23 protein-coding genes are annotated in these 25,704 nt (G+C 52.6%); 18 read left to right on the forward strand and 5 right to left on the reverse strand.

The window, feature by feature from the left end; all coding sequences use genetic code 11:
- Positions 1-388: 388 nt before the first annotated feature.
- The 15 genes from ABIE63_RS12475 to ABIE63_RS12545 all read left to right on the forward strand — a co-directional run bounded on the left by ABIE63_RS12475 (position 389) and on the right by ABIE63_RS12545 (position 14,680).
- Positions 389-1,267, forward strand: coding sequence for a phage capsid protein (locus ABIE63_RS12475; protein ID WP_183416403.1), 879 nt, complete (start codon positions 389-391; stop codon positions 1,265-1,267).
- 93 nt (positions 1,268-1,360) lie between these two features.
- Positions 1,361-1,570, forward strand: coding sequence for a hypothetical protein (locus ABIE63_RS12480; protein WP_354504816.1), 210 nt, complete (start codon positions 1,361-1,363; stop codon positions 1,568-1,570).
- Between the two features lie 41 nt (positions 1,571-1,611).
- Entirely contained in the window at positions 1,612-2,169 is a 558-nt protein-coding gene (locus tag ABIE63_RS12485) for a hypothetical protein (RefSeq protein ID WP_183416405.1), read from the forward strand.
- Between the two features lies 1 nt (position 2,170).
- Positions 2,171-5,077 (forward strand): hypothetical protein, encoded by a 2,907-nt coding sequence (locus tag ABIE63_RS12490; RefSeq protein WP_354504818.1) that lies wholly within the window; start codon positions 2,171-2,173, stop codon positions 5,075-5,077.
- Positions 5,078-5,080: 3 nt separating this feature from the next.
- Complete coding sequence (locus ABIE63_RS12495) at positions 5,081-5,515, forward strand: hypothetical protein (RefSeq protein WP_354504820.1); 435 nt, start codon at positions 5,081-5,083, stop codon at positions 5,513-5,515.
- On the forward strand, positions 5,516-5,974 hold the full coding sequence (locus ABIE63_RS12500) for a hypothetical protein (protein ID WP_354504821.1): 459 nt from the start codon (positions 5,516-5,518) through the stop codon (positions 5,972-5,974).
- A gap of 29 nt (positions 5,975-6,003) precedes the next feature.
- Positions 6,004-6,642 (forward strand): hypothetical protein, encoded by a 639-nt coding sequence (locus ABIE63_RS12505; protein WP_354504823.1) that lies wholly within the window; start codon positions 6,004-6,006, stop codon positions 6,640-6,642.
- 4 nt (positions 6,643-6,646) lie between these two features.
- On the forward strand, positions 6,647-7,240 hold the full coding sequence (locus tag ABIE63_RS12510) for a hypothetical protein (RefSeq protein WP_354504825.1): 594 nt from the start codon (positions 6,647-6,649) through the stop codon (positions 7,238-7,240).
- A 39-nt stretch (positions 7,241-7,279) separates the two neighbouring features.
- Entirely contained in the window at positions 7,280-9,289 is a 2,010-nt protein-coding gene (locus ABIE63_RS12515; protein WP_354504826.1) for a hypothetical protein, read from the forward strand.
- A 4-nt stretch (positions 9,290-9,293) separates the two neighbouring features.
- On the forward strand, positions 9,294-11,276 hold the full coding sequence (locus ABIE63_RS12520) for a hypothetical protein (RefSeq protein WP_354504827.1): 1,983 nt from the start codon (positions 9,294-9,296) through the stop codon (positions 11,274-11,276).
- A gap of 147 nt (positions 11,277-11,423) precedes the next feature.
- Complete coding sequence (locus ABIE63_RS12525; RefSeq protein WP_354504829.1) at positions 11,424-12,152, forward strand: hypothetical protein; 729 nt, start codon at positions 11,424-11,426, stop codon at positions 12,150-12,152.
- Between the two features lie 76 nt (positions 12,153-12,228).
- On the forward strand, positions 12,229-12,540 hold the full coding sequence (locus tag ABIE63_RS12530) for a hypothetical protein (RefSeq protein WP_354504831.1): 312 nt from the start codon (positions 12,229-12,231) through the stop codon (positions 12,538-12,540).
- Positions 12,491-12,973, forward strand: a complete 483-nt coding sequence (locus ABIE63_RS12535; RefSeq protein ID WP_354504833.1) for a D-Ala-D-Ala carboxypeptidase family metallohydrolase — start codon at positions 12,491-12,493, stop codon at positions 12,971-12,973. The genes ABIE63_RS12530 and ABIE63_RS12535 overlap by 50 nt, the downstream gene beginning before the upstream one ends.
- On the forward strand, positions 12,921-13,421 hold the full coding sequence (locus ABIE63_RS12540) for a 3TM-type holin (protein WP_354504835.1): 501 nt from the start codon (positions 12,921-12,923) through the stop codon (positions 13,419-13,421). The genes ABIE63_RS12535 and ABIE63_RS12540 overlap by 53 nt, the downstream gene beginning before the upstream one ends.
- Before the next feature lie 290 nt (positions 13,422-13,711).
- Positions 13,712-14,680 (forward strand): crotonase/enoyl-CoA hydratase family protein, encoded by a 969-nt coding sequence (locus ABIE63_RS12545; protein ID WP_354504837.1) that lies wholly within the window; start codon positions 13,712-13,714, stop codon positions 14,678-14,680.
- Positions 14,681-14,728: 48 nt separating this feature from the next.
- On the opposite strand, the gene ABIE63_RS12550 is transcribed toward ABIE63_RS12545, so the two are convergent.
- The 4 genes from ABIE63_RS12550 to gpmA form a co-directional block, all read right to left on the reverse strand.
- Positions 14,729-17,464, reverse strand: coding sequence for an ATP-binding protein (locus ABIE63_RS12550; RefSeq protein ID WP_354504838.1), 2,736 nt, complete (start codon positions 17,462-17,464; stop codon positions 14,729-14,731).
- Positions 17,465-17,675: 211 nt separating this feature from the next.
- Positions 17,676-19,259 carry an ATP-binding protein gene (locus ABIE63_RS12555; RefSeq protein ID WP_354504839.1) on the reverse strand — a complete coding sequence of 528 codons (1,584 nt, stop codon included), beginning with the start codon at positions 19,257-19,259 and terminating at the stop codon, positions 17,676-17,678.
- Positions 19,260-19,498: 239 nt separating this feature from the next.
- On the reverse strand, positions 19,499-19,777 hold the full coding sequence (locus ABIE63_RS12560; protein ID WP_354504841.1) for a hypothetical protein: 279 nt from the start codon (positions 19,775-19,777) through the stop codon (positions 19,499-19,501).
- Positions 19,770-20,525 (reverse strand): 2,3-diphosphoglycerate-dependent phosphoglycerate mutase, encoded by a 756-nt coding sequence (gpmA, locus tag ABIE63_RS12565; RefSeq protein WP_354504842.1) that lies wholly within the window; start codon positions 20,523-20,525, stop codon positions 19,770-19,772. The genes ABIE63_RS12560 and gpmA overlap by 8 nt, the downstream gene beginning before the upstream one ends.
- A 192-nt stretch (positions 20,526-20,717) precedes the next feature.
- Here gpmA and ABIE63_RS12570 point away from each other — a divergent pair, with 192 nt between their 5' ends.
- Positions 20,718-21,593, forward strand: coding sequence for an alpha/beta hydrolase (locus ABIE63_RS12570; RefSeq protein WP_354504844.1), 876 nt, complete (start codon positions 20,718-20,720; stop codon positions 21,591-21,593).
- A 69-nt stretch (positions 21,594-21,662) separates the two neighbouring features.
- The gene (locus tag ABIE63_RS12575; protein WP_354504846.1) at positions 21,663-23,141 is read left to right on the forward strand and encodes a DUF502 domain-containing protein; all 1,479 of its coding nucleotides are present in this window, start codon (positions 21,663-21,665) and stop codon (positions 23,139-23,141) included.
- A gap of 9 nt (positions 23,142-23,150) precedes the next feature.
- Here ABIE63_RS12575 and recG read toward each other — a convergent pair whose 3' ends face one another.
- Positions 23,151-25,232 carry an ATP-dependent DNA helicase RecG gene (gene recG, locus ABIE63_RS12580; RefSeq protein ID WP_354504848.1) on the reverse strand — a complete coding sequence of 694 codons (2,082 nt, stop codon included), beginning with the start codon at positions 25,230-25,232 and terminating at the stop codon, positions 23,151-23,153.
- 85 nt (positions 25,233-25,317) lie between these two features.
- Between recG and ABIE63_RS12585 the strand changes: the two genes are divergently transcribed.
- Positions 25,318-25,599, forward strand: a complete 282-nt coding sequence (locus ABIE63_RS12585) for a succinate dehydrogenase assembly factor 2 (RefSeq protein WP_354504849.1) — start codon at positions 25,318-25,320, stop codon at positions 25,597-25,599.
- The last annotated feature ends 105 nt before the right edge of the window (positions 25,600-25,704 follow it).

A 25,704-nucleotide genomic window follows, 5' to 3' on the forward strand; every position in this document is an offset into this window, starting at 1 on the left:
TGGGAGAAATCTGCAGCTACGGTACAGGCGGAGGATGCCAAGGTCATAATCCTTGCCGTCAAAGCCGAGCTGTGAAAACGAGCAAACACAAAGCCATCGGCTATTTGATCAAAGTAAAACCGATACGGTTTCTAGCCGTTGGATAACCCTTTCACGAACTCTGTCGGAGAATTCCTGATCCACGGGAAACCGGCCTGACGGCGGGAAAGACCGCGGGCCTGATGGCTGCCCCTCAAAGCCTTAGGAGTGATCCAACCTGAACAAACGCGAAATAGCGCGCAGTGAACGCTCGTTCACTCGTTCCCATGCCATGTCTCCAGGTACCTGGGCAATCCTCCGATTCTAAGTATCAAAAAAGCAATTCGACGAGGTAGGAGAACAAGGACAGATGTCGAACCAAGTAAATAAATCCTTTGTGCAAGACTACAAGGATGCAGTCCAGTTTCTACTCCAGCAGAGGGGAAGTAAGCTTCGCAAAGCAGTGACGACCGATTCCTATCGGGGCAAGACCGGCCGCGTTGCCACGCAGCTTGGTCAGGTGAGCGCCCAGCTTAGGACCCAGCGTCATGGCAACACACCTTTGGTGGAAACGCCGCATGAATCGCGGTGGGTTTTCCCAAAGGATTATGAATGGGCCGATCTGATCGACGATCAGGATAAGTTAAAAACGATTGGTGACTTTCAGTCTGCCTACGCCATCAACGGTGCAATGGCGCTTGGGCGTGCTATGGATGATGAAATCATCAGCGCATTCTTCGCGACGTCAAAAACCGGCGAAGACGGTGATGTGGACGTGACTTTTCCTTCGTCGCAGGCCCTTGACGTGAAGATCGGTGCAGCCAGCGCAACAGGCATGAATGTGGCCAAGCTACGAGCCGCAAGGCGGCTGCTAATGGCGAATGAGGTTGATGTCGAGAATGAAAAACTGTACCTGGCAATGACGGCCCAACAGCATGATGAACTACTGAATGAAGTTCAGGTAGCTTCGACGGATTTCAATAGCAAGCCAGTGTTGGTCGATGGCCATATCAGCCATTTTATGGGCTTTCATTTCATTCATACCGAACGTCTTCCAGTTAATGCCAGCGGCCATCGCCGCTGCGCCGCGTGGTCGCGCACAGGTATGCATCTTGGTGTCTGGAACGATATCGAGACTCGGATCACCGAGCGCGACGATAAATCCTATGCCACACAGGTTTATGCCAAAGGTAGTTTTGGCGCGACCCGGCTGGAAGAAGGCCGTGTGGTTGAGGTTCCCTGTCTCTGATTCAAACGGACGGGAAAAGACTTGATGCACTGAAAGGAGCGCCCAGGTGGCGCTCCTTTTTTCATTAGATGTGATTCTAGAAAGGCTCTGAACATGGCTCTCCTAACCTACCGTATCTTCGAGGGAGCACCTCACTTCAGTATAATTGTTCAGGATTTTGATGCCGGGGATTTTGATCTCAAGCTACAGCTTGATTCAGAGGTCCTTACGCGTGAAGCCGTTTTCCTGATGCTCGAGAATTTCAAGAAGCTCTTGCTCGAACAACCCTGGCCACCCATCCCCGAGACCGAACAATCGGTTTGACGCCAAAAATACGGCGCCCTTAGTCCAGGAAAGGCGGAACGATGACCTCACCGGTGGAAATCTGCAATCGGGCCCTCACTAAGCTTGGAGATCGCCCAATCCTCACCCTGTCTGATGACAACGAGCGCGCCCGTGCCTGCGCGCGCCTTTATGAAGTGTCCAGAGATGCGGTCTTGCGGGATCATCCGTGGAACTTCGCAGTGCAACGCGCAGAACTGGCTGCACTGGAGGAGAAGCCAGTCTGGGGCTTTAAATCCCAATTCGAACTACCCACCGATTGCCTCCGGGTGCTTTGGGTCGATGGCAACTATCCGTGGCGAATCGAAGGGCGTCGCGTTCTTAGCAATTTTGAGGGGGCATTGCGCATCAGTTACGTCCGACGCGTGGAGGATCCGAATGTATTCGATAGCCTCTTTCAAGAAGCACTAGCCGCTCGCTTGGCTCTGGAACTTGCAGAAGCACTGACGCAATCAAACAGCAAACGGCAAGCGGCGGGTGAGGGGTACCAATTGGCGCTCATCAGGGCCCGAAGTATCGATGCACAGGAAAATCCAGCGGAAGAAGCCGAGTGCGATCCCTGGATACGCGCGAGGTTCTGATATGCCAAAAGCATCTTTTGCCTTCACCAATTTCACCGCCGGCGAATGGGGTCCGCAGCTTGACGGGCGAGCAGACCTTGCCAAGTACCGCAATGCGGTGCGATTGATGGAAAACTTTATTATTAGGCCGCAAGGCCCCGCAACGCATCGTCCTGGTACGCGCTTTGTCGGTTTAACGAAGGCGAATCAAGTAGCGCGGCTCATTCCCTTCCGATTTGCGGCCGATGAATCCTTGATGCTCGAACTCAGTGCGACGGCGCTCCGGTTTTACTGCAACAATCCGGCGTTGTGTCCCCTGCCAGTTGATCCAGACAACCCTTACGCAAGAATAGACCTGCCGGCTGCCGCCGCAACATTGTCCAACGGTGATTTTGCTTCCGGACTGGATGGTTGGGAGGTTGTGCTGGAGGAGGGCGCCGTTGCCGAGGCTATACCTGGTGGTGGCTTGAGGTTGCTCGGCGGGAAAACCAGTGACGGGGATCTGACTGTTGGAGCCGTCTCTCAAACGGTCGAATCAAAGGATCCCTCGGGATTACATCTGCTTGATGTGGCGTTAGAAGGTGGTCCGGAATCACGCCTTGCACTTCAAGTCATGAATGCGGACGACGGTGTTTCGCTTCTTCGGCGTGTGCTGGCACCCGGTAGCCATCTCATTGAAATTCCACAGCCTGATAGCGGTCAATATCCACCCTTGTTGCAGATTCTCTTCGAAACCGTCGGTACGAAGGAAATCGTGGTCCGCAGTGTAGATTTTACCGGTAATAAGCCCCTTGAGGTACCGCTACCATTTGAAGAAAGCGAACTTGAACGTGTACAGTTCGTGCAGTCCGCTGACGTGGTTTACTTCACGCATGCAAAACACCAGCCATTACTTCTAAAACGGTTTGGTCGACTAAGCTGGTCCGTTGAACCCTACGTATCGGTTTTGGGTCCTTTCCTCCCGTCCAACAACAGCGATACAACCCTCTTGGCTGACGGTCGTTTCGGTAGGGTTACAATTACAGCTTCTTCCAAGGATGGCATTAACAACGGAAATGGATTTTTGAATGGCGATGAAGGTCGCCTGATACGCCTGCATGATGGCTTTGTCAGAATTGTTGAGGTTGTCGACTCACAAACAGTTACCGGCGACGTCCAGAAACTCGAGGATGGGCGCCAGGAATTGATGCCGTTCTACAATCTATCCGACGGCAAAGTGAAATTCGTCGAAGGCAATCCGGACAACGTCGATCAACCACATAGTGACCGCCTCTATGACCGCAGCAATAAATTCCTAGAGAAGGGATTTCGAGGTGGGATGAAGTTGACGCTTCATCTGCCGATAGAACCTTCGCCACCGCTACCTCCTGACGGTGGCGACAACACCAGAGGCCTTTCGATTGGCGAAGTTCCCGATGGCTATGGGCAGCACGGCGACCCCTTTCTGTTGGCGCAGGTATCCGAAGACACCATGGTCCTTTCAGAAGGCGCGGACGTTCGAAAGCCCGTTACTGGCCTTTGGCCTGATATCGCTGATGGGTTTTTAGTCGGGGAACTAGAGGCCAGCACCGACTGGGCTCTGGGACTTTGGTCTAAGACAACCGGATATCCTTCTACTCTGACGTTCTTTGAAGATCGTCTTTTCTTTGGAGGTGTGCCGGTTCTACCACAACGCATCGACGGATCAAGAACCGGCGACTACGGTAACTTTCTTGATCGCGATCCCGACCTCGTTGTCCTGGCCGACCATGCCGTTGCGTTCACATTGAGTGCCGAGCAGATCAATGAAATTCTCTGGCTCCGCTCATCGGACAAAGGGCTCTTGATCGGCACAACAGGTGGGGAGTGGGTAATGCGCCCTTCCGATCTCAATGAGGCACTGTCTCCATCCAACGTTGTGGCCAAGCGCACCTCGACATATGGCAGTGCCCCGGTACCGCCAGAAATGGTGGCGAATGTTGCACTGTTCCTGCAGCGTGATCGGCGAAAACTGAGAGAAATGGCGTTCGTATTTGAAGCAGATGGTTTCAAGGCGCCAGATATGACGATTCTGGCCGAACATGTGACAGAAAGTGGCATTCAGGCCATGGCTTACAGCCAATCGCCAGACTCAGTCCTTTGGGCAGTGCGCAATGATGGTGCGCTGCTGGGATTCACCTATTTGCGGGACCAGGAAGTCCTGGGGTGGCATCGCCACACTCTTGGCGGACACGCAGATGCCGAGGGGATCAAACCCGCCGTTGTGGAGAGCGTTGCGGTTATCCCATCAGTCGATGGCTCGTTTGATGAAGTCTGGCTGGTGGTCCGGCGCACGATTAATGGAGAATTACGCCGGCACGTCGAAGTCCTGGGACGACCTTGGCCCGGCGGAAACAACCTTACCGGTGCACTGTTCAGCGATAGCGGGCGTTCGTTGCGCGTTCAATCGAATGAGCCGGTCAATTGGGTGGGGGGACTGGACCATTTAGAGGGCCAGACCGTAAGTCTATTGATTGACGGCGCCCTCCATCCACAACGGCAAGTGACTGGCGGGACCGTCGAACTCGAACGCCCAATTACCGATGCGGTCATACAAGCTGGGCTGCCGCGTATCGCGCGACTGGAAACCTTACGCCTTGAGGCGGGGGCGGCGGATGGAACCGCTCAAGGTAAGACCAAACGGATTACCAAGGTTGTGTTTCGGTTATTCGAAACGAGTGGCGGGAAGGCTGGACCATCCGCCGAAGTTCTGGACCCGGTACCAATCAGCAACTATCGAAACCCCAGTACCGCGATGAACAGCCCGGCAACACCATTCACAGGCGATAGCCAGGCTATGATTTGGCCGGGCGGGTATGAAACCGAGGGGCACGTGCATTTCCAGCAACACTTGCCCTTGCCTGCAACAGTCGTTGCCATCTTCCCACAGGTCGTCACGCAGGACAGATAGTCCGTGGAAATCGTCGAGTTTGAAAGTTGGCACCTGGAGCATCTGCAGCTTCAGGAGGCACAAAGCTACATGATTTCCTATTTCACACCAGAGTATGGAGCGCTGTTGGAAAAGGCGGGACCATCCTTCACGGCGTTGCACCAAGGAACACCAAAAGCGGCGGCGGGAATTGTGATGTGCCATCCCCATCGCGCACTCGCATGGGCGTTGCTCAGCGCGATGGGGCCACGGCACTTTCTACCCCTACATCGTGCGGTTCAGGCTTTCCTTGACCGCCAGACAATCCGCCGCATCGAAGCAAATGTCGATGTTTCCTTCCAACAAGGTCACCGTTGGATCCGCGCGCTTGGCTTTGAACTGGAGGCGGCAAGGATGCGTGCCTATTCGCCGGAAGGACGAGACTACGCACTCTATTCACGCATATACAAGGAGGTGTAAATGGTAGAAATTGTGCCGATAATAGCGGCGGGTCTAAGCGCAGCCAGTTCGGCAGTAGGTGCTATTTCCCAAGCCCAACAGGCCAGCGCACAGGCTGGTTTTCAGGAACATCAAGCCAAGATCGAGAAGCAAAATGCCTTCCTGGCACGGGAGGCCGCTGGGTTTGCTGCAGTCGGACAGCGAGAGCAAGGCCGCCGGGCGTTGGCGAGACAGCGATCTAGCATCGGGCGTAGTGGGTTGCAGCTTGCCGGCACACCATTGGCCGTTATCGAAGACCTGGCGGTGGCGGCTGAAACAGAAGCGCTCACGAAAGAATTTGAAGGAGAGATAAACGCACGTGGCGCTGAATTGCGTGCGCAAGAGGCCTTGTTTCGCGCCAATCAAACCAAAAGCGGGATCGGGGCAGGTCTACTCGGGGATTTTCTCCAGATCGGGAGCGGTGTCGCCGGCGCTTTGTGAATCGTACATTCTATAATGGGATTGCCTAAATGAACTCAAAAAGCAGAACCAGCAACGGCTTAGAACCTTGGGCCAGAGTTATCAAAGAACAGCAAGAGTCGCTGGAAAGCTTGCAGCGGTCTTTGGGGTTGCTCCGTGAAGAAGAAAATCGCTTAGCGGCTAAGGTAGCAGTTGAAGCACAGGAGGGACTTAATCTTGCATTATCACGGCTCCGCGAAGACATCAGGAGTAATTTAGAACAGCAGCAACTAGCCGAAAGGACCCTTGACGGCGCTGCAATCCTTGAACGGGAGCAGGACGAGCAGGCTGCGCTCAGCAAAAGAAAACAACAGTTCAAACAGGCTCGGCGCCTGGCACAGCAACGCGAATCTCTGGCCGGTGACATAGAACGCGGCGTTGCCGCAATCGCCAAAAGCTACAGAAAATTAGAAGAGCTCGGCCGGAAGCTTGCCGAGGTAACTCCAGAGCAACCTGGATGGCTTCGCGCTAGCCACCCTGCTTACGGCGATCCACTTCTGCGTCACTTACGGCTCGCGTTTTTGCAAGTCGGTTTGAAGCTCGACAGCAGTCATTTCGTGGATAGCGGCCAGCTTGCCCATGAGCTCAAGTTTCGCGCCCGCGTTGTTGGCGACGATCGCGCCTATCTGAATATTGAGAAGGAGTACTAGGTTCATGACCTTTCGGTTTGATAGCGACGAGGACAACGAGCGGGCAGTCTTCGATGCCTATAAGACGGCTCAACGCTTGAAGCGTAGCCAAAATGAAGCGACGGAATCTGAGATGTCTGAGGAGGAATCTCCGGCATTTTTGAAACACGAGCTCGTAAGCGACCCCAATAAAACTGATATGGGCCAATCTCCAGAAGAGAACCCTGTTGCAGAACCGGCAGCACCAGGCAGTCCCGACGAGTATCTGATTTCCTTTGGAGATCATCATGACTCCAATCTGGAGAAGAAAGCCCGCGAGTGGTTTTATCAAGTAGGGTTACCCATCGGTACAGCCAAAGCGATCTCCTCTCTCCATAACTTGCGTATGGAACAAGAACTCTCAGCCATAGAACTAGAGCAAGAACGTCTGTCTGTTGAACGGCGCTTGCGCGGTGAGTGGGGTGATCAAGGTTTTGAAAAGCGGATTGGAATGGTCCGTGAACTACTCCGCAAAGTGAGCCCGGAAGCGATTACCCTCCTGGAACAGAGCGGCCTGGGTAACGATGAACACATGATTCGCCGCCTCGTACGCTTTGCGGAGTCCAAGGTCGTACGTTAGGCGTTCGATCCCATGCAACCCATCAAAGGAAATTCAGCAATGCCGTCGATCCCTATAAAGGGGGCCGGCGCAGCTTTAGCGTCGCCACCAAACCGAGACCCCGCACGTGGAGGTGAGCGCACGCACAGCCGCCGCCTTCCAATTCTCAAATCGGCACCACTAAACAATGTTGATGTAAAGCGGCAAGCCAGAACGTTAGATGCCATTGAAAGGCTCGAACAGGCGGGCTTCATGGCAGAGGTGCTCAGCAGATTACGCAATTCCTTCACCGATCGCCTTCGACGCGATATAGCCGAAGGCCGCACAAATGGCGCGGTCGAGCGACTGCTCGAGGCGTTTGATCAGGAAGTCAGCGATATACAGGACGGCGCCATCGATCAGAATGAGCGCGTCGAACTGCCCTCTCTGTCGCGGCTCCGAGAAGCCTTGTCCGCGCAAGCAAGAATGGCAATCTCTCGAAGCCGAATCAGCGCGAGGCTTGATCAAGTCGCTGCCATCCTAAAGCAGCAAGGCGATTTAAGTAGAGAAACACCAGAAGAGCTCGCCAGCATTCTGAGTGAGTTTGAGGCGCTCACCGAGAGTATGGGCCTAACAGCCACGGAAACCGCACGCTTCCTAAACAGTGGCAGGGTGCAGATCGCGCTTGCTGCCGCGTTGGCGCTGATTGAACGAGCACCCCGGACGGCCGTCAACGCCATTATGTCGGGACCGTTGAAGGCTATACTCCCGTCGCCATTGCGGCAGAATCTTTATGCCGCGGCTACGAGCCGAGTTGAGGAAGAAGAGCATCGAGCCAAAGCCTTCGCACGCAGGGGCGAGGCCGCAGTTGACGACGTAGACGCCCTGCTCGTCAATCCCTCCCTTGAGGATGCGCAATCGCTTGATGCTGAACCGGTTCGATTCGTCGCGAGTGCGAGAGCTTTTCTCTCTCAACCGCTTGATAGTCAGAGCGCGGCGCTGCGGCGCAAACTTGCTCAGACAAGTCAGACCCAAAAGCAGCGAAGCGAATTAGTCAAACAGCTGCGATTACATCACCGACTTCGAGAGCGTTTGGAAAACCAACCGCTCGAGGCGGCGGCACTGATGGGTTTAGAAGAGTCACCAAAGCCATTGGACTTCACGTCGCCTGAATCCCTCCGGGAACGGGGAGATATAATTGACCGTCTCGGCGCAATCCTTGAGATCGAGCTGACGCCGCTTGATGGCACTGAAATCTGGCAGCTCATAGAATTGCTGAGCACCGCTGATGCCAAAGCGCTTCATGCCACGTTGACAGCGCTTCGCATTGGCTTCGGTGAGTCAATGACCGCTCGCATTGCCAATCGGATGTTCATAATCCGACCGGCGCTCGCTGTGGCCCTGGCCCGTCTTGAGTTACAGCCCGCAACGTCACTAGCGATAGTCAGAGGTCTTCAAGATACTTCCGGCGCAAGCAAGGCGATTCTGAAGCTTCCAAAGCTGGATCAAGAGGACGCGCCTGAGATTACGGCCATTTCTGAGAAGGCCCCAGCGCTGATGGAAGCTCACTGGATAGCAGCAGCGGCGTTGCTATCTCAGGATACAGCTTTCGGCCTGGAAGGCGTTTCACCAGCAAGGATGGTGGCTGCCCTTCATCAAGTGTCAGGTGCGATTGGGCCCGACGGCATAGGTATCTTTCTATTCCGTGGCCATCCCATCATTACTCCACGAGGCGGACTGAGCGCCGAAACGCTAGATCATTTTTTAAAAGATTTAGACGAGTCCGACTTGGCCGCTTTCGGAAACGGTAGCCCGCAACAAGAAAATGACGAACCCGCTTCTGCCAAGGAAATCCTGGAGAAATCGCCTGTAGCAAATCGTGGCTTCGGCTATCTCGGGTTTTTCGGCTCTCAGGGGCAACTTCTGCTACGCGGAAACAGACAGGATAGAAGCACATTCCCGCGGGAACCCTTTGAATTTGATGCCATCAGAGCAATCCGATCTAGGGGATTAAGTCAAATGTCGGGCGACAAGTCCAAATCTAAAGCCACCTTCGAATCGGCTCCGGAAATCGTCACCACCCAGGAGTAAAGGCATGTCGGTTACAACCGAAACAAACAAGATTTTTTATGAAGGTAACGGAATCACCGATACCTTCTTTTTCCCCTTTCCTGTACTGGAAGCTGAACATCTTAAAGTCAATCTGAGAGCACCTGACGGAACTGAAACCGAATCACTGTTAGATGCTACGGATGGTCACTTTGTGCTTCTAGAAATGCAGGGTGAGGCAGGCGCATCAGTTACATTTACGAGCCCCCCGCAAGACGAACACCTCGTGCTTATCCGTCGGATTGTACCTTTGACACAAGATGCGGAGTACACAGCCGGAGACCCTTTCCCCGCTGAGTCACATGAACGAGTGTTAGACCACAGAGCGATGGCTGAGCAACAACTTCAAGAGCAGTTAAGCCGTGTCATTAAGGTTCCAGAGACCGATCAAAGCGAAGATCTGCTGCTGCCAAATGAAATCGTTAGGGCAAATAAACTTTTTGGATTTGATGACCTGGGTGCGCCAGAGGCCGTAACGAAAGAATCGCTGATCACCGACGTCTTATCAGTACATGACGATGCAAGCTTCGTAGGTACGATCGGCGTCAACAAGCCGCTCAATTTTGCTTCGAATCTTAGTGCCACTCTCGATGCATCAGGAGGGGTCGCGGTTGCGGTGGAAGGCGGGCAAGGATCGGGGCTTGATGCTGATCTCTTCGATGGACGTGACAGTGCTGACTTCGCCAAGCTAGGAGCGGCGGATGCAAACCTCTTCCTAGGGGAACAGACCTTCAATCACAATGTCACCTTTAAAGCAGATCAAGCGATTGTCAGATTTAATGGTGGCGCGGGATCAAGCAACACCGACTGGAACCTGCGGCTTATAGACGAAGGTGAGACCGGGCCGGTCCCCCCAACCTTAATGCTTGGTTATGAGACTGGTACCAGCAGCAATTGGGCCCTTCAGATCACACCGTCGGCGAAGATCCTCCGTTCAGATTCGGACGGGCTTTTTTATGATGGCAAGCTTTTAGCATTTGATACCGGGAACCCCGGAAACGTGCCTGATGCAAGCACGACGGAGAAGGGGATTATAGAAATTGCAACGCAAGCTGAGGTGGATAGTGGAAGCGATAGCGAACGCGCGGTAACCCCCACGACACTAAATGCCTGGGCTGCTGGTGCCTCGGGATTCTTACCCGTGACCGGTGGGACATTAACCGGGAATCTTAGGTTGGCGAACGACAATGGAATCATAGAAATTGCCCGTGGCGACGGCACTGTTGCCGCAAGTTGGTGGACACCTGTAGGGGAGCCGGAAAAGCCGCGGTTCAGGGTGCATGATCCGGCGGACCCAAACAATTGGACCGCTATGCGATTGGAACATCAAGGGGACCTTTTCTGGCGTGGGTTAAAACTTTGGGGTCAACACAATGACGGTAGCGGTTCAGGATTGGATGCTGATTTACTGCATGGATTCATCCAAAGTGATCAACCGACCGCGAACACGCTAGCGCGCCGTCAAAACGACGGATCGCTACTTGCGCTAACGGAAATTAGCGCACAGGCGCCGGTCGCCAATGGAGAGAGCGCTTTTGTCTTGCGTGGCGGTGGCGGTGCTGTGCGAAGTGAAATTCGGTATGACGGCGCTACGGAAGGGCTATCCCTGCGGCTCTTTGGAGGCGCCGGAACATTGCGTAACGAGATTTCGCTGAACGCGGATGGCTCTATTTCCATAAATGGCCAACCCCTGTTGACCGGGGGAGAAGGTGTGCTCGCCGATCCGGGGTATCAAGTCTTCGGCAACGGATTGATTTTGCAGTGGCTGAACGCCGCTGCGGGCCGAGGCGTTCCAAAATTCGCGGCGTTCCCGATGACATTCCCCAATGCCGTGTTTGGAGTGGTAACAGGTGAAACTGGCGGCGATGCGGTAGTTGCCGCAGTAACTGCATCTGGCGTTTCCCTGCAGGGTCCTGCAGGCGCGGAAGCCCCAAACACAAGCGCCTTTTGCCTTTCAATAGGATACTGAGGAGGAAAAATGTCCAGGTACTACGCTCGAGTAGACACGGTAGGGCGCGTCATCGGATTCTATTCAGATGATGTGCACGGCCCCCGTCGGATCAAAATTGTAGACCCATCGTTCAATAAAGCGACGACGCCGGAGGGTGATTGGCCGGTGGTCGCGGTAATCGACCATGGATTTGATCCTCGTCCCCAACCGAAAGGTGATTGGCCAACGGTTCAAGCACCTAATCCCGGATATGAACCCAACCAGCCAGTTGGTCCGCAGAATCAGAAAACAATCCTCATAGCCGACCCGAACTTCGAACCCCCAACCGTCATCGTGCGGGATGAAAATTTCGAACCTCCATACACCGAGATCAGCAATCCTGAAACGAAGATTCCTGCTGAGGCTTTCGAAATCAACGTGTCAACTTGGCAAGCCTGGCTCGCCGATACCGCTAACCAAGTTTGGGATTTTAGTCTCAATGCCGGGTCAGGAGATCTAGTTCAGCGTGAGATTCCGTTGGAGGAGCGGCGCAACACTAAAATCGTAGCCATTCATGCTTTGCGAGAGGCAAAGGCAAAACCAGGTACGATCTCAATCGATGTAGGTTCAGGCCGTTCAATTCCTGTCGATGTTCGCGGGGAACGTGACTTCCGAAATATTCTAGGGTTGGTCACAGCGGCTCAAAACGGTGCTGGTCCATTCCTGTTTCGTGATGCGATGGATCATGTCCACACCATCGATACCGGGGAAATGGTGCGGCTCGGGCTTGCGGTGCAGCGTCATGTTTCGGCTGTTTATGAAGCATCCTGGCGGCACAAAGACAATCTTGCTGCTCTGGATGACATTACATCCATCGACGCCTATGACATCGAGCCCGGTTGGCCCATTCCCTAAATGCTCAAACATCGGCCGTCTAAACCGACCAAAGCATGCCGCTATTCCAGAGCGGCATTTTTTATGGAGATTTTCTATGAAACCATCGCAGCTTGAGGCACCAAGCGGCGCGACGCAGCGATCAAACTTTGAGCGACACGCTCAGACACTGCTGGCTTCGATCCTGGTAGGCCTGGTCGGATGGGTCGGCCTTACTGTAACCCAGGGACGAGAGGAAACAATTCGCCTACAGGAGCGGGTCGAATACCTAGCCGAACAACTGGGGGAGTTGAGAAACAAGCTGGAGCAGGGTGTTTCGCGCACTGAACTATCCGCCCTTCGACAGAACCTAGCCGATCATGAAACGCGACTTCGCAGTTTGGAACAAAGGGGGGCGTCCGTTGATTGATCTAACATCCTGGATTGATGCAGACCCAATCGAATGGCGATGGCCTCATTTTTCACCTCGGGAACTCGCCGAGCGTTCCTCAAAATGGGAAGAGGGACGAAGCCCTCTAAGGATTGACGAGAATTTCTTGGACCACCTGGAAGCCTTAAGAATGGCCTTCGGCAGGCCCCTAATCGTGACTTCCGGTTACCGCAGCCCGGAACACAACAAGCGGGTTTCCAGCACCGGAAATAGTGGGCCGCACACAACAGGGCGCGCTGTCGATGTCCACATTTATGGGAGTGCGGCCTTTGACTTGCTGGATGCGTCTTTAGCCCATGGCTTTACCGGTATAGGCCTCCAACAAAAGGGACCTGTGTCGAGCAGATTCATTCACCTAGATGACCTACCAGGCAATGACACACGCAAACGGCCTTGGATTTGGAGCTACTAGAAAAGGACTAGAGGAAGAAATGATACCAGCGCTACTCGTAGGCCCCCTCGCAAAACTGGCTGGCGACTTAATTGATAACCTATTTGAAACCGAAGAAGAAAAAGCCGCAGCTCATGCAAAACTAATTCAGTTGGATCAAAAAGGCCGGTTACAGGATATGCAGATTCAGTTATCCGCGATTTTGGCCGAAGCAAGAAGTGATGACCCCTGGACCAGCCGAGCACGCCCAACCTTCCTCTACCTCATGTATGCTGTGCTTGTGTTCCTGATCTTTTTTGGCGCGCCATTGAGTGTGTTCTACCCGAAAGAGGTTATGGCTGCAGCCAAGGCGGTTTCTGAACTGCTCAATGCCATTCCTGAGCCGGTGTGGTGGCTTTTTGGAACAGGTTACCTTGGATACACCAGTGCACGAACCTTGGATAAATGGAAACGGCCAACGCCCAAATGAGGAAGGGTTCAGGCACCGAACTCCGGTAATCCAATCACGCATCCGCGCATCGGTCTCTATAATACTCCCGAAAATCTTGGTGTTACTTTTGGTGAGGTACCGAAAGGTCGTCGAATCAAGAACAGTTTGATTTTAGAATAGTTAATAAAATATTAAATTTTGGAAAAGTCTTAACAAAACTGTTAAGGCTTTAGTAATAAGTATTAATCTTATCTAAAACTATTTGTACAATCTTATTTTTTCTCTTAACCTACGATTAACAACAACCCGTACCGGGAGTATTCTGGGCAATGGAAGCACCCGCTGAAAAGCATCAGGGGTTCAAACGTGAGTTGCGAGAAGAACCTCGAATAGTATCCGATCAGGCAACTCAGAGGATTGAATCGGCAAAAGCTTGGCCTCGGATGATTGGCTGGCTTGCCAAGACCAAGGATTACGAACAGGTCGAAGTCGATTTGGACGAAGAGAGTCAAATCCTCTGGTGTTATATGTCACCTAAGGGTCGCCCGAGCGTTACGCCCGGCTTAGCCAATGAAGCAAGACAACTGCAAGAAGGCATTCGCCACTGTTATCAACGCGGCGACGCTTCCTCCATTCCGTTCAAGTACATGGTTTGGGGATCAAGCGTACCGGGTGTGTTCAACTTGGGTGGTGACTTGAAGCTTTTCGCACAGTTGATTAGAGAGGGTCGAAGAGGCGATCTCCTTGCTTATGCAACAAACTGCGTAGATGTGGTTTATGCGAATGCGGTGAATCTCGAACTTCCTGTCATTACGATTTCCCTCATTCAGGGAGACGCATTGGGTGGTGGGTTCGAAGCAGCAATCTCTGGCAACGTTGTCATTGCGGAAAAGAGTGCAAAGTTTGGTCTTCCAGAAGTCTTGTTTAATCTCTTCCCTGGAATGGGCGCCTACAGCCTAATTTCCAGGCGGATTGGACCAGCGCAAGCTGAGCGCATGATCTTCAGCGGCAAGGTTTACAGTGCAGAAGAGCTTTATGAACTGGGCCTTGTCGACATGATCGTTGAGGATGGAACAGGGCAAACGGCCGTAATGGACTACGTGAGCCGTAACGTTCGTCGGCACAATGCAAATATTGCGGTCTACCGCGCACGCCAACGGATCAATCCCTTATCGTATGAAGAACTCTATGAGATCACAGTGGACTGGGTCGACGCTGCACTTACGTTGACCGACTCAGACCTTCGCCGTATGGAGCGCTTGGCAGGAGCCCAAGACAAACGCCGCCTCGGCAGATGAGGGCATAAAGGATAACCGTTAAAAAGGGTCGCATGCAGCGGCCCTTTTTTAATCCTCAAACCGCTCTACAAAAGCTTGAATTTCCGCTCGTGCAGCTTGGAAATCTAGGGATATTTGCTCGGCTAGCCCAACACAACGTGATTCAAACTGTCGTGGTGTCAGGCGCCGAATATCCTCGAGGCGCTTCGTAAGTGTGATAGCGCCGACGCTGCGCGCCGTTTCGTGCAAATGCCCCGTCAATTCCATGAACTTTTTGTACTGCTGACTTTGGGCTGCAAGCTTGATACGGGTCACCAGACGTTTCCCATCAGCATCAAATGCATCAGACAACTCAATCACCAAAGAACGGCCCTCTTCATCGTCAACTAGGCGTTCCAGTATCTCGTTGTCTAGTACAGGCAACTCTTCGCGCCCATTGAATCGCGGATGCGTTACAATCTTACCGGTTAGCATTTCCGGCGCACCCAGTGGTCGCTCCTCGCCATCCTCGGGCAAGGCATACTCTTCTATCGCTCTGACAAGCCGAGAAGGCTCAATGGGCTTAGTGAGACACGCATTCATCCCAGCTTCCAACGCCGCATTCCGCGCCTCTGACGTAGCATCAGCGGTGATTCCCAAAATCGGAATTTGACGGCCGCCCAATCGTTCCATTCGGAGCATCTTAGCCGCTTCAATCCCGCTCATCCCGGGCATATGCATATCCATGAGAATGATATCAAACTTACTGTTATCGACTGCCTCAAGGGCCTCTTCACCATTGCCTACCAATGTCGTTTTGAAGCCAGCCCGCTCCAACGTCATGCCAATGACCCGTTGGTTGATGGGGTTATCTTCGGCAACCAGAATCGAAAGCTGCCGCCTTGGAGCGTCGGCGACAGGCTGGTTGACCGTAGGAGATACGCCACTTGTGCTGTTGTTCTTTGTACCAGTGGCTTGTTGATTAGAAGTTTGGTTCTGTCCCACGTTCGCAAACGAAGCGGTAGCGGTTCTTTGACCCAACTGCGCCTGTTCAACCGCACCCGTGGGTTCCAAGAAGGCTTCCGTCTTGCGGTCTGCACTCAGGCCCGCATGAATCGCATTCCTCAGGATGATTCTGTCTTCCGGGGTCGCGATCACCGCAATAAACTGACGCTTGACGGCAAGAGAGCGCAAGCTATCCATCTCCCTTGCAATCAAGACCTTTGGCACGCTGACTCCTACTGCACGTCCCGCAGCTATTGCTGATACAGCGTTACCCGGCATCTTCCGAGCATCAAGGACCAATACCTGCGGGAGTCGATTATCGCCAGCCCAACCTTCTGATAGGTGCTCTGCAGCAACCTTCGGATCCTGACATTGTGTTACGGCCAACCCGAGAGACCGTAACTGTGTTGCTAAGCCGGAAGTCGCCCGAGAGAAGGATAGCAGGACCGCATGACCACGCAGGGTCAAATCAGCGTCTTCCTCTTCGATCCCGGATAGTTCGAACGGCAACTCGAACCAGAAGGTACTGCCCTTGCCGACAACACTATCGACGCCAATTTCGCCGCCCATCAGTTCGACAAGCTGGCGAGAAATTGCCAATCCTAAACCTGTGCCACCGTAGCGGCGCGTGGTTGTATCATCTGCTTGCGTGAAGGTTTCAAAAATTCGACTGCGCGCTTCCGGTGGCAAGCCAATGCCGGTATCGGAAACCTCGAAGCGCAAATGCACCCGCTTATCGTTACCTCCCAAAAGGCGAACCTCGGCAAGCACGCCGCCTTGGTCGGTAAACTTTATCGCGTTGGACGACAAATTGATGAGGATCTGACGCAGGTACTGAGCATCACCGCGTAACGCAAAGGGAATACGGGGGTCTATATGAACTTCAAAGAAAATACCCTTGCTGCGCGCTTGATTGTCGATGATCTCATACACTGCGTTAAACACGCTGTGGAGGTCGATGTTCTCAACGTTTACCGAAGCTTTCGCCGATTCAATCCGGGAGATGTCCAGAATATCGTCAATAAGTGCAAGCAACGATTGTCCTGCCGTTGTGACAGAACGGACCATCTCTTTTTGTTCCTGGTCCAGATTAGTACTACGCAACAACTCGCTCATGCCAATGATAGCATTTAGCGGTGTTCGTAGTTCGTGGCTCGTGTTTGCCAGAAATCGGCTCTTGGCACGGCTAGCTTCTTCTGCTTGTGCTTTCGCGCGACGTAACTTCGCCATCAAGGTGGACGCGTAAGCCGGCAATATAATCAGCGCCAACCATAGTCCGGCAGCCAACTCTGGTTGCGCCAACCAGTAATCCGACATGCCGATGACAAAGGAGAAACCAACCAGGCTGCTAATTGTCGAAACCAGCAGATACTGCTCGCCGTACCTAAAACCATTTCCAAAGGCGACCCAAAGATAAATTGGGTACCAAAAAGCTGTAAAAGCGCCACCCGTAATCAGAAATGCGGTCAGTGACACCATGTCGCTAACCATGCCGCAGTAACGCCGAACCGGGGAGGGGGCAGGCTTCCAAACAATGTGTGCGAAAATGGCGATCGTTACGACCATGCCTGTGCTGGCAATGATCATCGGGTATCGCACTTCGGGGACGTAAGGCGGAGACATTCCAAGCGCCAGCACGATGCCGCCGCAGTAGGCAATCGTCACAAAGCCAAACACAACACGAATCAGCGCTTGCTCGTGCTCGCTGTCAGCACGATTGCTTAGCCGCTTAACCAGCCAACTGATTAGCCCATCATGAAACGGGTCGCTTGACGGCATAATGCGCTCGGCGGTCTCCAACTCTATATCTTGGCGTGCCATTCGCCGATGGCTTTACCACTATGTATATAGACCACACTAGGTCTTAAGATCGTGTTACAAAGCGGTGGTTTATTGCCTCGTAATCACCCGCGATCTTGGGCTGTTGCAAAGAGTCGTGTAAAGTATCTTTCAACATATAGCGAGTGCTTCGCCGATCTTTGCTCTATATAGTGATTGTGATAACTAATGCTGGCTAGCGTCGGCAGCGTTTTCAGTGAGATTCATCGAGCAGCCTTGTTAGCTCTTTTTGCAAACTGAGGCGGTCAATTGGTTTTTCGAACATAGCGCGAATTCCCACCGATTTCCATATTGAGGGGAAAGTGACGGCCATATCTCCGGTCACAAGGACTATGTAGATAGATTGGTCGATGCTTTGTATCTGCGCCGCGATTTCAAGGCCGTTTGAATCCGGTAAGTTCTGATCAAGCAATAACACGTCGTAGTGTTTAGTTTTTATTTTTCTAAGACCGCCTTTACCAGTTGACGCAAAGTCGATTTGTGCGGTGAGTTGTTTCGCAATGAAGCCGTAAACGCGCCTAGTGAAGGGATCGTCATCAACAACAAGAATTTTTCGGGTTTTGACAAGGGGCCGGGGCTTCAAAACGAATAGGTTTTTGCTAGTGCCCCCATCACCTTCAATTCCCGTGGGCTTTTTCGATAGGGGTAGGTCGATCTCGAACGCGGTGCCTTGACCAAGCATACTATCTACCTTCAGTTCACCGCCCATGATCGCTATAGTTTCTCGGCAAAGCGCGAGCCCGAGACCATGCCCCGCCGGGTGCTGACAGTGGTGTTCTTTAGCCTGTACATACCGCTCGAACACCTTTTTTTGCGACCTATGAGAAATTCCGATCCCGGAATCTTTCACGTTAAAGCGAAGAATGGATTCATGGCACCTACCGCGCGCTCCAGACTTCTTCAGGCTAACGGTTAAGGATACAGACCCGTGGTCGGTGAACTTGACGGCATTGGCAATAAGATTAATCAAGATCTGATCAAGCTTTGTACCATCACCGAACCAGATCTTGGGAACCTCAGGCGCAATGTAGGAGACAAAGTTGAGCCCTTTCTCCAACGACAGCGCATGGCCAACATCTGTAATATCCTTGAGCCGTGAACGTAGATCGTCATTAGTTCGATCGATTGTCAGGCTTGAGTTCAAAAGGCGATCTCCATCAAGTACCTGATCCGCACAGGTTCTAAGGACCCTGCAGGAAGCCTTTAACAACCGCAGAAGTTGCCTTTGTTCGTCGCTGATTTCTGTGGCTTGCAAAACCTCGACAGTGCTGATTATACCGCCGAGGGGCGCCTTAAGGTCATGAGATGCAGTGACAATTTGTTCTTGTACCACTGATGACCGTGGGACGGGCGTTTTGTCACCTGTGTCCTGTTCCAGCCGCACCTTTATCCAGAATAAGCGTGAAGACCAAAGTACCCAGGGTACAAGTACCAAGCCAACCACTGGCGAGAGAAGGGGTATAAAAAGCGTAGTTGAGGTGTCGAGGAATAAGGCGGCCGCTTGCCGAAACCTACCATTGTTTGGACGACAAACGAGATGGAGAAACACGGACTGAGCGCCAAGATGAAAGCCGAATGCTATCGATGTAAAGGCGCTGAGCGCTAGTGGATCGCCTTTGAATGCCGTCTCGAAATGTTGCGATGAAACAACGAAGAAAAAGCTTAGGACAATACGAATGAGCGCGTCGTGATAATCATCACGATAGTCCCGCCGCAGTCTTCCAAACGTCTCACCAAGGAAAAAGCCGAATGATCTGCTTACGGTCGTATCAATCATAACGCCCCGAGGCGAGCTTGTTTTTTGTACCTTTGAATTGGATGGTTGGTTCCATTAGCAACGCCCCCATACCCAGGCTTTCTTGATAACTCGGTTCTTCGCAGCGCAATTTGAGCCACTCATGCCGAGATGAAACGAAAAGGGTAAAAGGCGCTACTTCACAAAACTATCGTTGAATTGCTCAATTTTGTATTTTGAATCTACTAAAAATAGCATAGTAATTTTGTAGTTCGTGTTTACTAGCGGTCGTTGTCCTCGTTCTTAGACGACGGCATCCCGGCCACAATATCGTCATGCCCGCTTCGGTTGCTCACAAACACCAAAACCATGAGTCCGCCGCCTACGAGGAGTGTTAGAATACTGCCGCCGATCAATGCAATGAACCCGTGAGTGCTCATCTCGCCGCCGTCCATCGAGACCCAAATCCGATATGCCCCCACGACGGAAACGACAAGCAAGATGCCCAGCGTGAGAGCCAGAGCAATTGACTTAAAAGATATTCTGCGTTCTTTACTCATTGTTTGCTTTACCTTGATTGGCAACGGCTAAAGCGGCGGCTTCTATTGCCGCTGTATCCCCAAGGTAACGCTTATCCAAGACGGTCAAAGCTTCACCAAATCGGTAAACCAATGGAACCGCTGTTGGAATATTCAGGCCTGTTATCTCTTCCTCGGACATGCCGTCTAGATGTTTGACGATCGCACGGATGCTGTTTCCATGTGCCGCAACGAGTATGGTCTCTCCTGCAGCTAGGTGTGGTTCAATCTGGGCGCGCCAGTAGGGCAACACACGATCAAGAGTCATCGACAAACTTTCACCGACAGGCAGTTTCTCAATCGGTATATTCTTGTAGCGTCTATCCTTTCCAGGATGTCCGTCATCGTTCTCTGCCATCATCGGAGGCGGTGTATCAAAACTGCGACGCCAAATCAGAACTTGATCTTCACCGTACTTAGCTGCTGTTTCAGGCTTGTTTAGTCCTTGCAATGCGCCGTAGTGACGTTCGTTAAGCTTCCAACTATGCTCGACGGGCACCCACATCTGGTCCATTTCGTCGAGTGTGATCCAAAGCGTCCTAATGGCGCGCTTTAAGACGGAAACGAAAGCTCGATCGATCTGAATTCCTTGTTCCAACAAGAGCTTACCCGCCGCTTCGGCCTCCAAACGCCCTTGTGGTGTAATATCCACATCGACCCAACCGGTGAATCGGTTCTCAAGGTTCCATTGGCTTTGTCCGTGGCGTAGCAGTATCAGAGTCCCAGTCACTAAGTGAGCCTCCCGGTGTGATCAAAGAAATCCTTATGGAACATGGTCGGACCCGCATTTCAAGCGCCCATTGGTCGCAGATGCTGTTAGCCTGCACTAAAACCGGCGTCACAACGCTTCATTTGACGTGTGGCGACAATTCTATGCGACGATTTCAGTTAACCCGTCTTCGTAGCGGTGAGAGCAAATCTGATGTTCGAAAGTTTCTCTGAGCAAGTAGTCAATACCGATGGAGCGGATATTCTGGTCCGTTTGGGTGGCTCAGGCCCACCGTTGTTACTTTTGCACGGCTATCCACAGACAGGTGCAATGTGGGCAAAAATAGCCTCTGATCTTGCCAGTAGTTTTACGGTCGTTGTACCCGATCTTCGCGGTTATGGACGATCATCAAAACCAGCCAGCGCGGACGATCACAGCCCTTATGCCAAGCGGGCCATGGCTGCGGATCTGGCCGAGGTCATGACTTACCTTAATTTTGAAACTTTTAATTTAGCCGGACACGATCGCGGAGCGAGAGTCGCCCACCGGCTTACCTTGGATTTTCCGAGCCGAGTTAAAAAACTTGCCGTGTTGGATATTGCTCCGACGCTCACCATGTATGAACGAACGGACATGGCATTTGCCACAGCTTATTATCATTGGTTCTTCCTTATCCAACCATTTGATTTTCCCGAACGTATGATTGGCGCCGATCCTGAGTATTATCTCGAGAAGAAACTCGGTCAGTGGTGTAGAACCGAAGGGACTTTCTCAGGCCCGGCTTTGGCAGAGTACAAGCGCTGTTTCTCCGATCCACGCACAATTCACGCGAGCTGTGAAGACTATCGAGCGGCAGCTACAATTGACCTTGAGCATGATAAAGCCGATATCCAGCGTAAAATCACCTGCCCATTGCTTGTCCTTTGGGGGGCGAAAGGAGTTGTGGCGCGGACTTATGATGTTCTGGGAGTTTGGAGCGAACGCGCGGACGATGTCCGAGGATACGCGCTCGAATGTGGTCATTTTGTTCCGGAAGAGGCTCCCGGTGGAACGCTTCAAGCGTTTCAGCATTTTTTTGGACCAGCGTGAATTTGCTTGGAACACAAAGACGTCAATCACAATATCAAGCGCATCCTTTTTTTAAGGTGAAAAGACGTAATGACCTCGCCTCGTGATACTCAACGAGATACCAAGAGCAAGCGCCGATCGCGCCCGGTAAAGGCGAGCAATCCGCTTGTTGTCCGTTTGCGCCGTTACTTACTTGCGGGCGTCCTGGTGACAGCGCCGATCGGCATTACGCTCTGGCTTATCTGGCAGTTCATCTCCTTTGTGGATGATAAGATCGAGCCGTTGGTTCCTGCGCGCTGGGATCCACAAACATACCTCGTCGAGTTTTTCAATTTACCCTTCGACATTCCCGGGTTTGGCGTCCTTTTTGCGCTGCTTGGGCTGACTTTTATCGGCTTCCTTGCTGCCAACTACATTGGCCGGCACATCATGAGGTTCGGTGAAAATTTGCTCAATCGAGTTCCCGTTGTTCGTAGTATCTACGGCTCCATCAAGCAGGTGCTTGAAACTCTGATTAATCAGGAAACCTCTGCTTTTAGGCGCGTTGTCTTGGTTGAGTATCCGCGTGAAGGAAGTTGGGCAGTCGGCTTTGTAACCGGTGAAACCGAGGGGGAAGTTCAACGATTAACTGATGCGACCACCATCAACGTCTTTATTCCGGCCACCCCAAACCCCACGACGGGATTCTTACTGTTCATCCCAAAAGGCGAGGTTCATGACCTTGATATGTCCGTAGAGGCCGGTGTTAAGCTTGTAGTGTCGGGCGGCATCGTCATGCCACCTGCCAGCGCAAAGAACTCAAAACAAGCAGACCTGCGTCTTTCCAAAGAAATGCTGAAGCCTGAAGTGACTGAGGTGCGCAGGAGCGGGCTTTTGACACGGCTGCGAAACTATTTCCTAACCGGTATCTTGGTCACTGTTCCATTCGGCATTACAGCTTGGCTTGGGTGGGAGTTTCTCGGGTTTATAGACAGCAGAGTTGTACCTCTCATACCGGCAAACTGGAACCCGGAACATTACTTACCGTTCTCCATTCCCGGTCTTGGAGTCATTGTACTTCTCACCGGATTGATATTGGTTGGCATGACCGCCGCCGGGTTCCTTGGTCGAGTAATGGTCCGGACCGCCGACCGCATGCTAGGAACATTGCCGGTTGCCCGTTCGATTTACGGAGCGACAAAGCAAATTATTGAAACCATCATTGCCCAGCAGTCCAATGCCTTTCGCGATACGGTGCTAATTGAGTATCCAAGGCGCGGGTCTTGGGCAATCGGCTTCATTACGGGCCAAACCGAAGGCCACGTTCAGGACGTGACACAAACGGAAATGGCCAATGTCTTCCTGCCTACAACACCAAACCCAACCTCTGGATTTTTGCTGTTCATTCCCAGAGAGGAAACCATTCTCCTGGATATGAGCGTTGAAGAAGGTCTGAAAATGGTGATTTCGGGGGGAATCATCACACCTGCCGACCATGGAGCCGATGATGACGGGGACGATGAACCAGATATGTCATCGGACGCACCCCAAGAAGCTCAAACAACCTCCAGTGCCCGCAAGCGGGCGTAAAACAATCGCTCAACCTGATCGTATATAGCGTACCGCAGCATCGCGCTCAAAGAGATAGAGGAGGGTGCGTAATGCTGCTCCGCGCTTGCTGTCCATCCAGCTGTCATTCTCGACAATTAACTTGGCATCGCTTCTGGCAATCGCAAGTAAATCATCGTGCTGTGTCAGATCGGCGACACGGAACGAAGGCATGCCGCTCTGTCGGGTGCCCAATACCTCTCCTGCACCTCTTAGTCTCAAATCTTCCTCTGAAATGACAAAACCATCTTCGGTTTCACGCATGATCTCGAGGCGCCTGTGCGCAGTTTCTCCTAAAGGCTTTTGATACAATAACAGGCAAACTGACTGATCACCGCCGCGTCCAACCCTGCCGCGCATTTGATGCAACTGAGAAAGCCCAAATCGCTCAGCGTGCTCTATGACCATGACTGTTGCATTCGGTACGTCGACGCCCACTTCAATCACAGTTGTAGCAACAAGGACAGCCAACGACCCAGCTTTGAAGTCGGCCATGATCGAGTCTTTCTCCGCGCTTTTCATCCTCCCGTGAACCAGTCCTACTCGGTCTCCAAAAACCTTTCGGAGCGTCTCATAACGCTGATCAACCGCGGCCAGATCGCTGGTTTCGGATTCCTCAACGAGCGGACAAACCCAATACGCCTGCGCACCGCTCTCTACTGCCCGTCGTAAACCATCTACGACTTCAGATAGTCGCTCTATATCCAAGGTTCTCGTATCGACCGGTTTACGTCCAGCCGGCTTTTCTAGAAGACGTGAGGTGTCCATATCACCATAAGCAGTCAACATAAGGGTTCGCGGAATTGGTGTTGCTGTCATGACGAGGACATCCACATCCTTCCCCTTGCCGGCAAGCATCAAGCGTTGATGAACGCCAAACCGATGTTGCTCGTCGATCACGGCCACCGCGAGCTTGCTGAAATCTACGCCGTCTTGAAACAAAGCGTGGGTGCCAACCGCGATTGCTGCCCGGCCAGACGCAATTGCTTCAAGTGTTTGCCGCCGGTCTTTCGCCTTGTCCTTACCGGTCAAGAGAACAACCTCAATTCCAAGGTGCGCAGTGAGTGGACGCAGGGTTTCATAATGTTGGCGCGCCAATATTTCCGTTGGCGCCATCAAGGCGGCCTGCTGCCCGGCCTCGACGGCGATGAGCATCGCTAAAAGCGCAACCACGGTCTTGCCGCTACCAACATCACCCTGGAGCAACCGCAGCATCCTCGATGGTTTGGCAAGATCTCGCTCGATCTCCATAACCGCTTCCGCTTGTGATCGGGTGAGCGAGAAGGGTAACGCTTCCTTTACGGATGATCGGAGCGACCCGTCTCCCTTCAAAGATTTGCCGGGTGTGCGCCGTGCAGCTTTTCGTACGATCAAAAGCGCCAGTTGGTTGGCAAGAAGTTCGTCGTAAGCCAATCGTTGCCGGGCGCGCGAACCTGGCTCTACATCGCTGCTGTTCTCTGGATTATGAGCTTGGAGCAAAGCATCGGACCAACTCGGCCAATTTCGCTTCTGAACAAATACCGGATCAAGCCACTCAGGAAGAACGGGTACATGCCGTAGAGCCATCCTGATGGCCTTGGTCACAGTTTTTTGAGGTAGCCCAGCGGTGAGGGGATAAATCGGTTCCAAGCGAAGCAGTTGTCCAACCTCATCCGGTTTAACCACATGATCCGGGTGAGTCATTTGCGCCTGGTGATTGAAAAGCTCAAACCTGCCGGATACCGCAACTTCTTTGCCGGTAGGAAGAATCCGTTCCAAATAATCCGGGCGGGCATGAAAGAAAATCAACTCAACACGACCGGTTTCATCTTCGCAGACAACTTTGTAAGGCTGGCGTCGGCTTGCGCCGGGACGATGCTCACATACACGAACCAGCAAGGTGGCAACGCGCCCGGGTTCAGCCTCGCCAATTTTTGGGCTGTACCGACGATCAATTACATTAATGGGAAGGTGCCAGCACAGGTCCAGCACTTTTGGCCCGGCTAGTTGCTCAAAAAGTTTAGCGAACCGAGGACCGATTCCCGGTAGGTTGGTAAGGGGTACGAAAAGCGGATAAAGCGGTTCAGGTCGCAAGATACTTCCTCATCGGCGCAGATTGAACGCTGACAGCGTAACGCTATCGCTTTATATCCTAGCCCGAGATGAGGACTGAGCGACAATGACTGATGCAGACTTTCGCCATGACGACATAGATACGCGACGCAAAAGGCTTCGCTACCGTGCTTGGCATCGTGGAACCAAAGAAGCTGATTTGCTGATTGGCCCTTTTGCCGATAACGAATTAGCCAACATGGATCACAGCCAAATGGATGACTTCGAGGCTGTCCTTCGCTTGCCTGACCCGGCTTTAGTTCGATGGTTAACAGGTCAAGAAGCGATCCCCGATGATGCCAACTCACCAGTCATGAAGTGGCTGCTAGCCTTCCAGACAAAAAGTTGATCTAGGATGCCCAAAGATTTTCTTACGCCGGGTGTCGCATGGATACTCGAACATGCACTCGAAGGCCCTGATGCCTGGTTTCTAGCCGGAGAAAGCCCGTTAGTA

Origin of the sequence: Limibacillus sp. MBR-115 (assembly GCF_040549425.1) — a bacterium.
Classification (GTDB): Bacteria; Pseudomonadota; Alphaproteobacteria; order Kiloniellales; family CECT-8803; genus Limibacillus; species Limibacillus halophilus.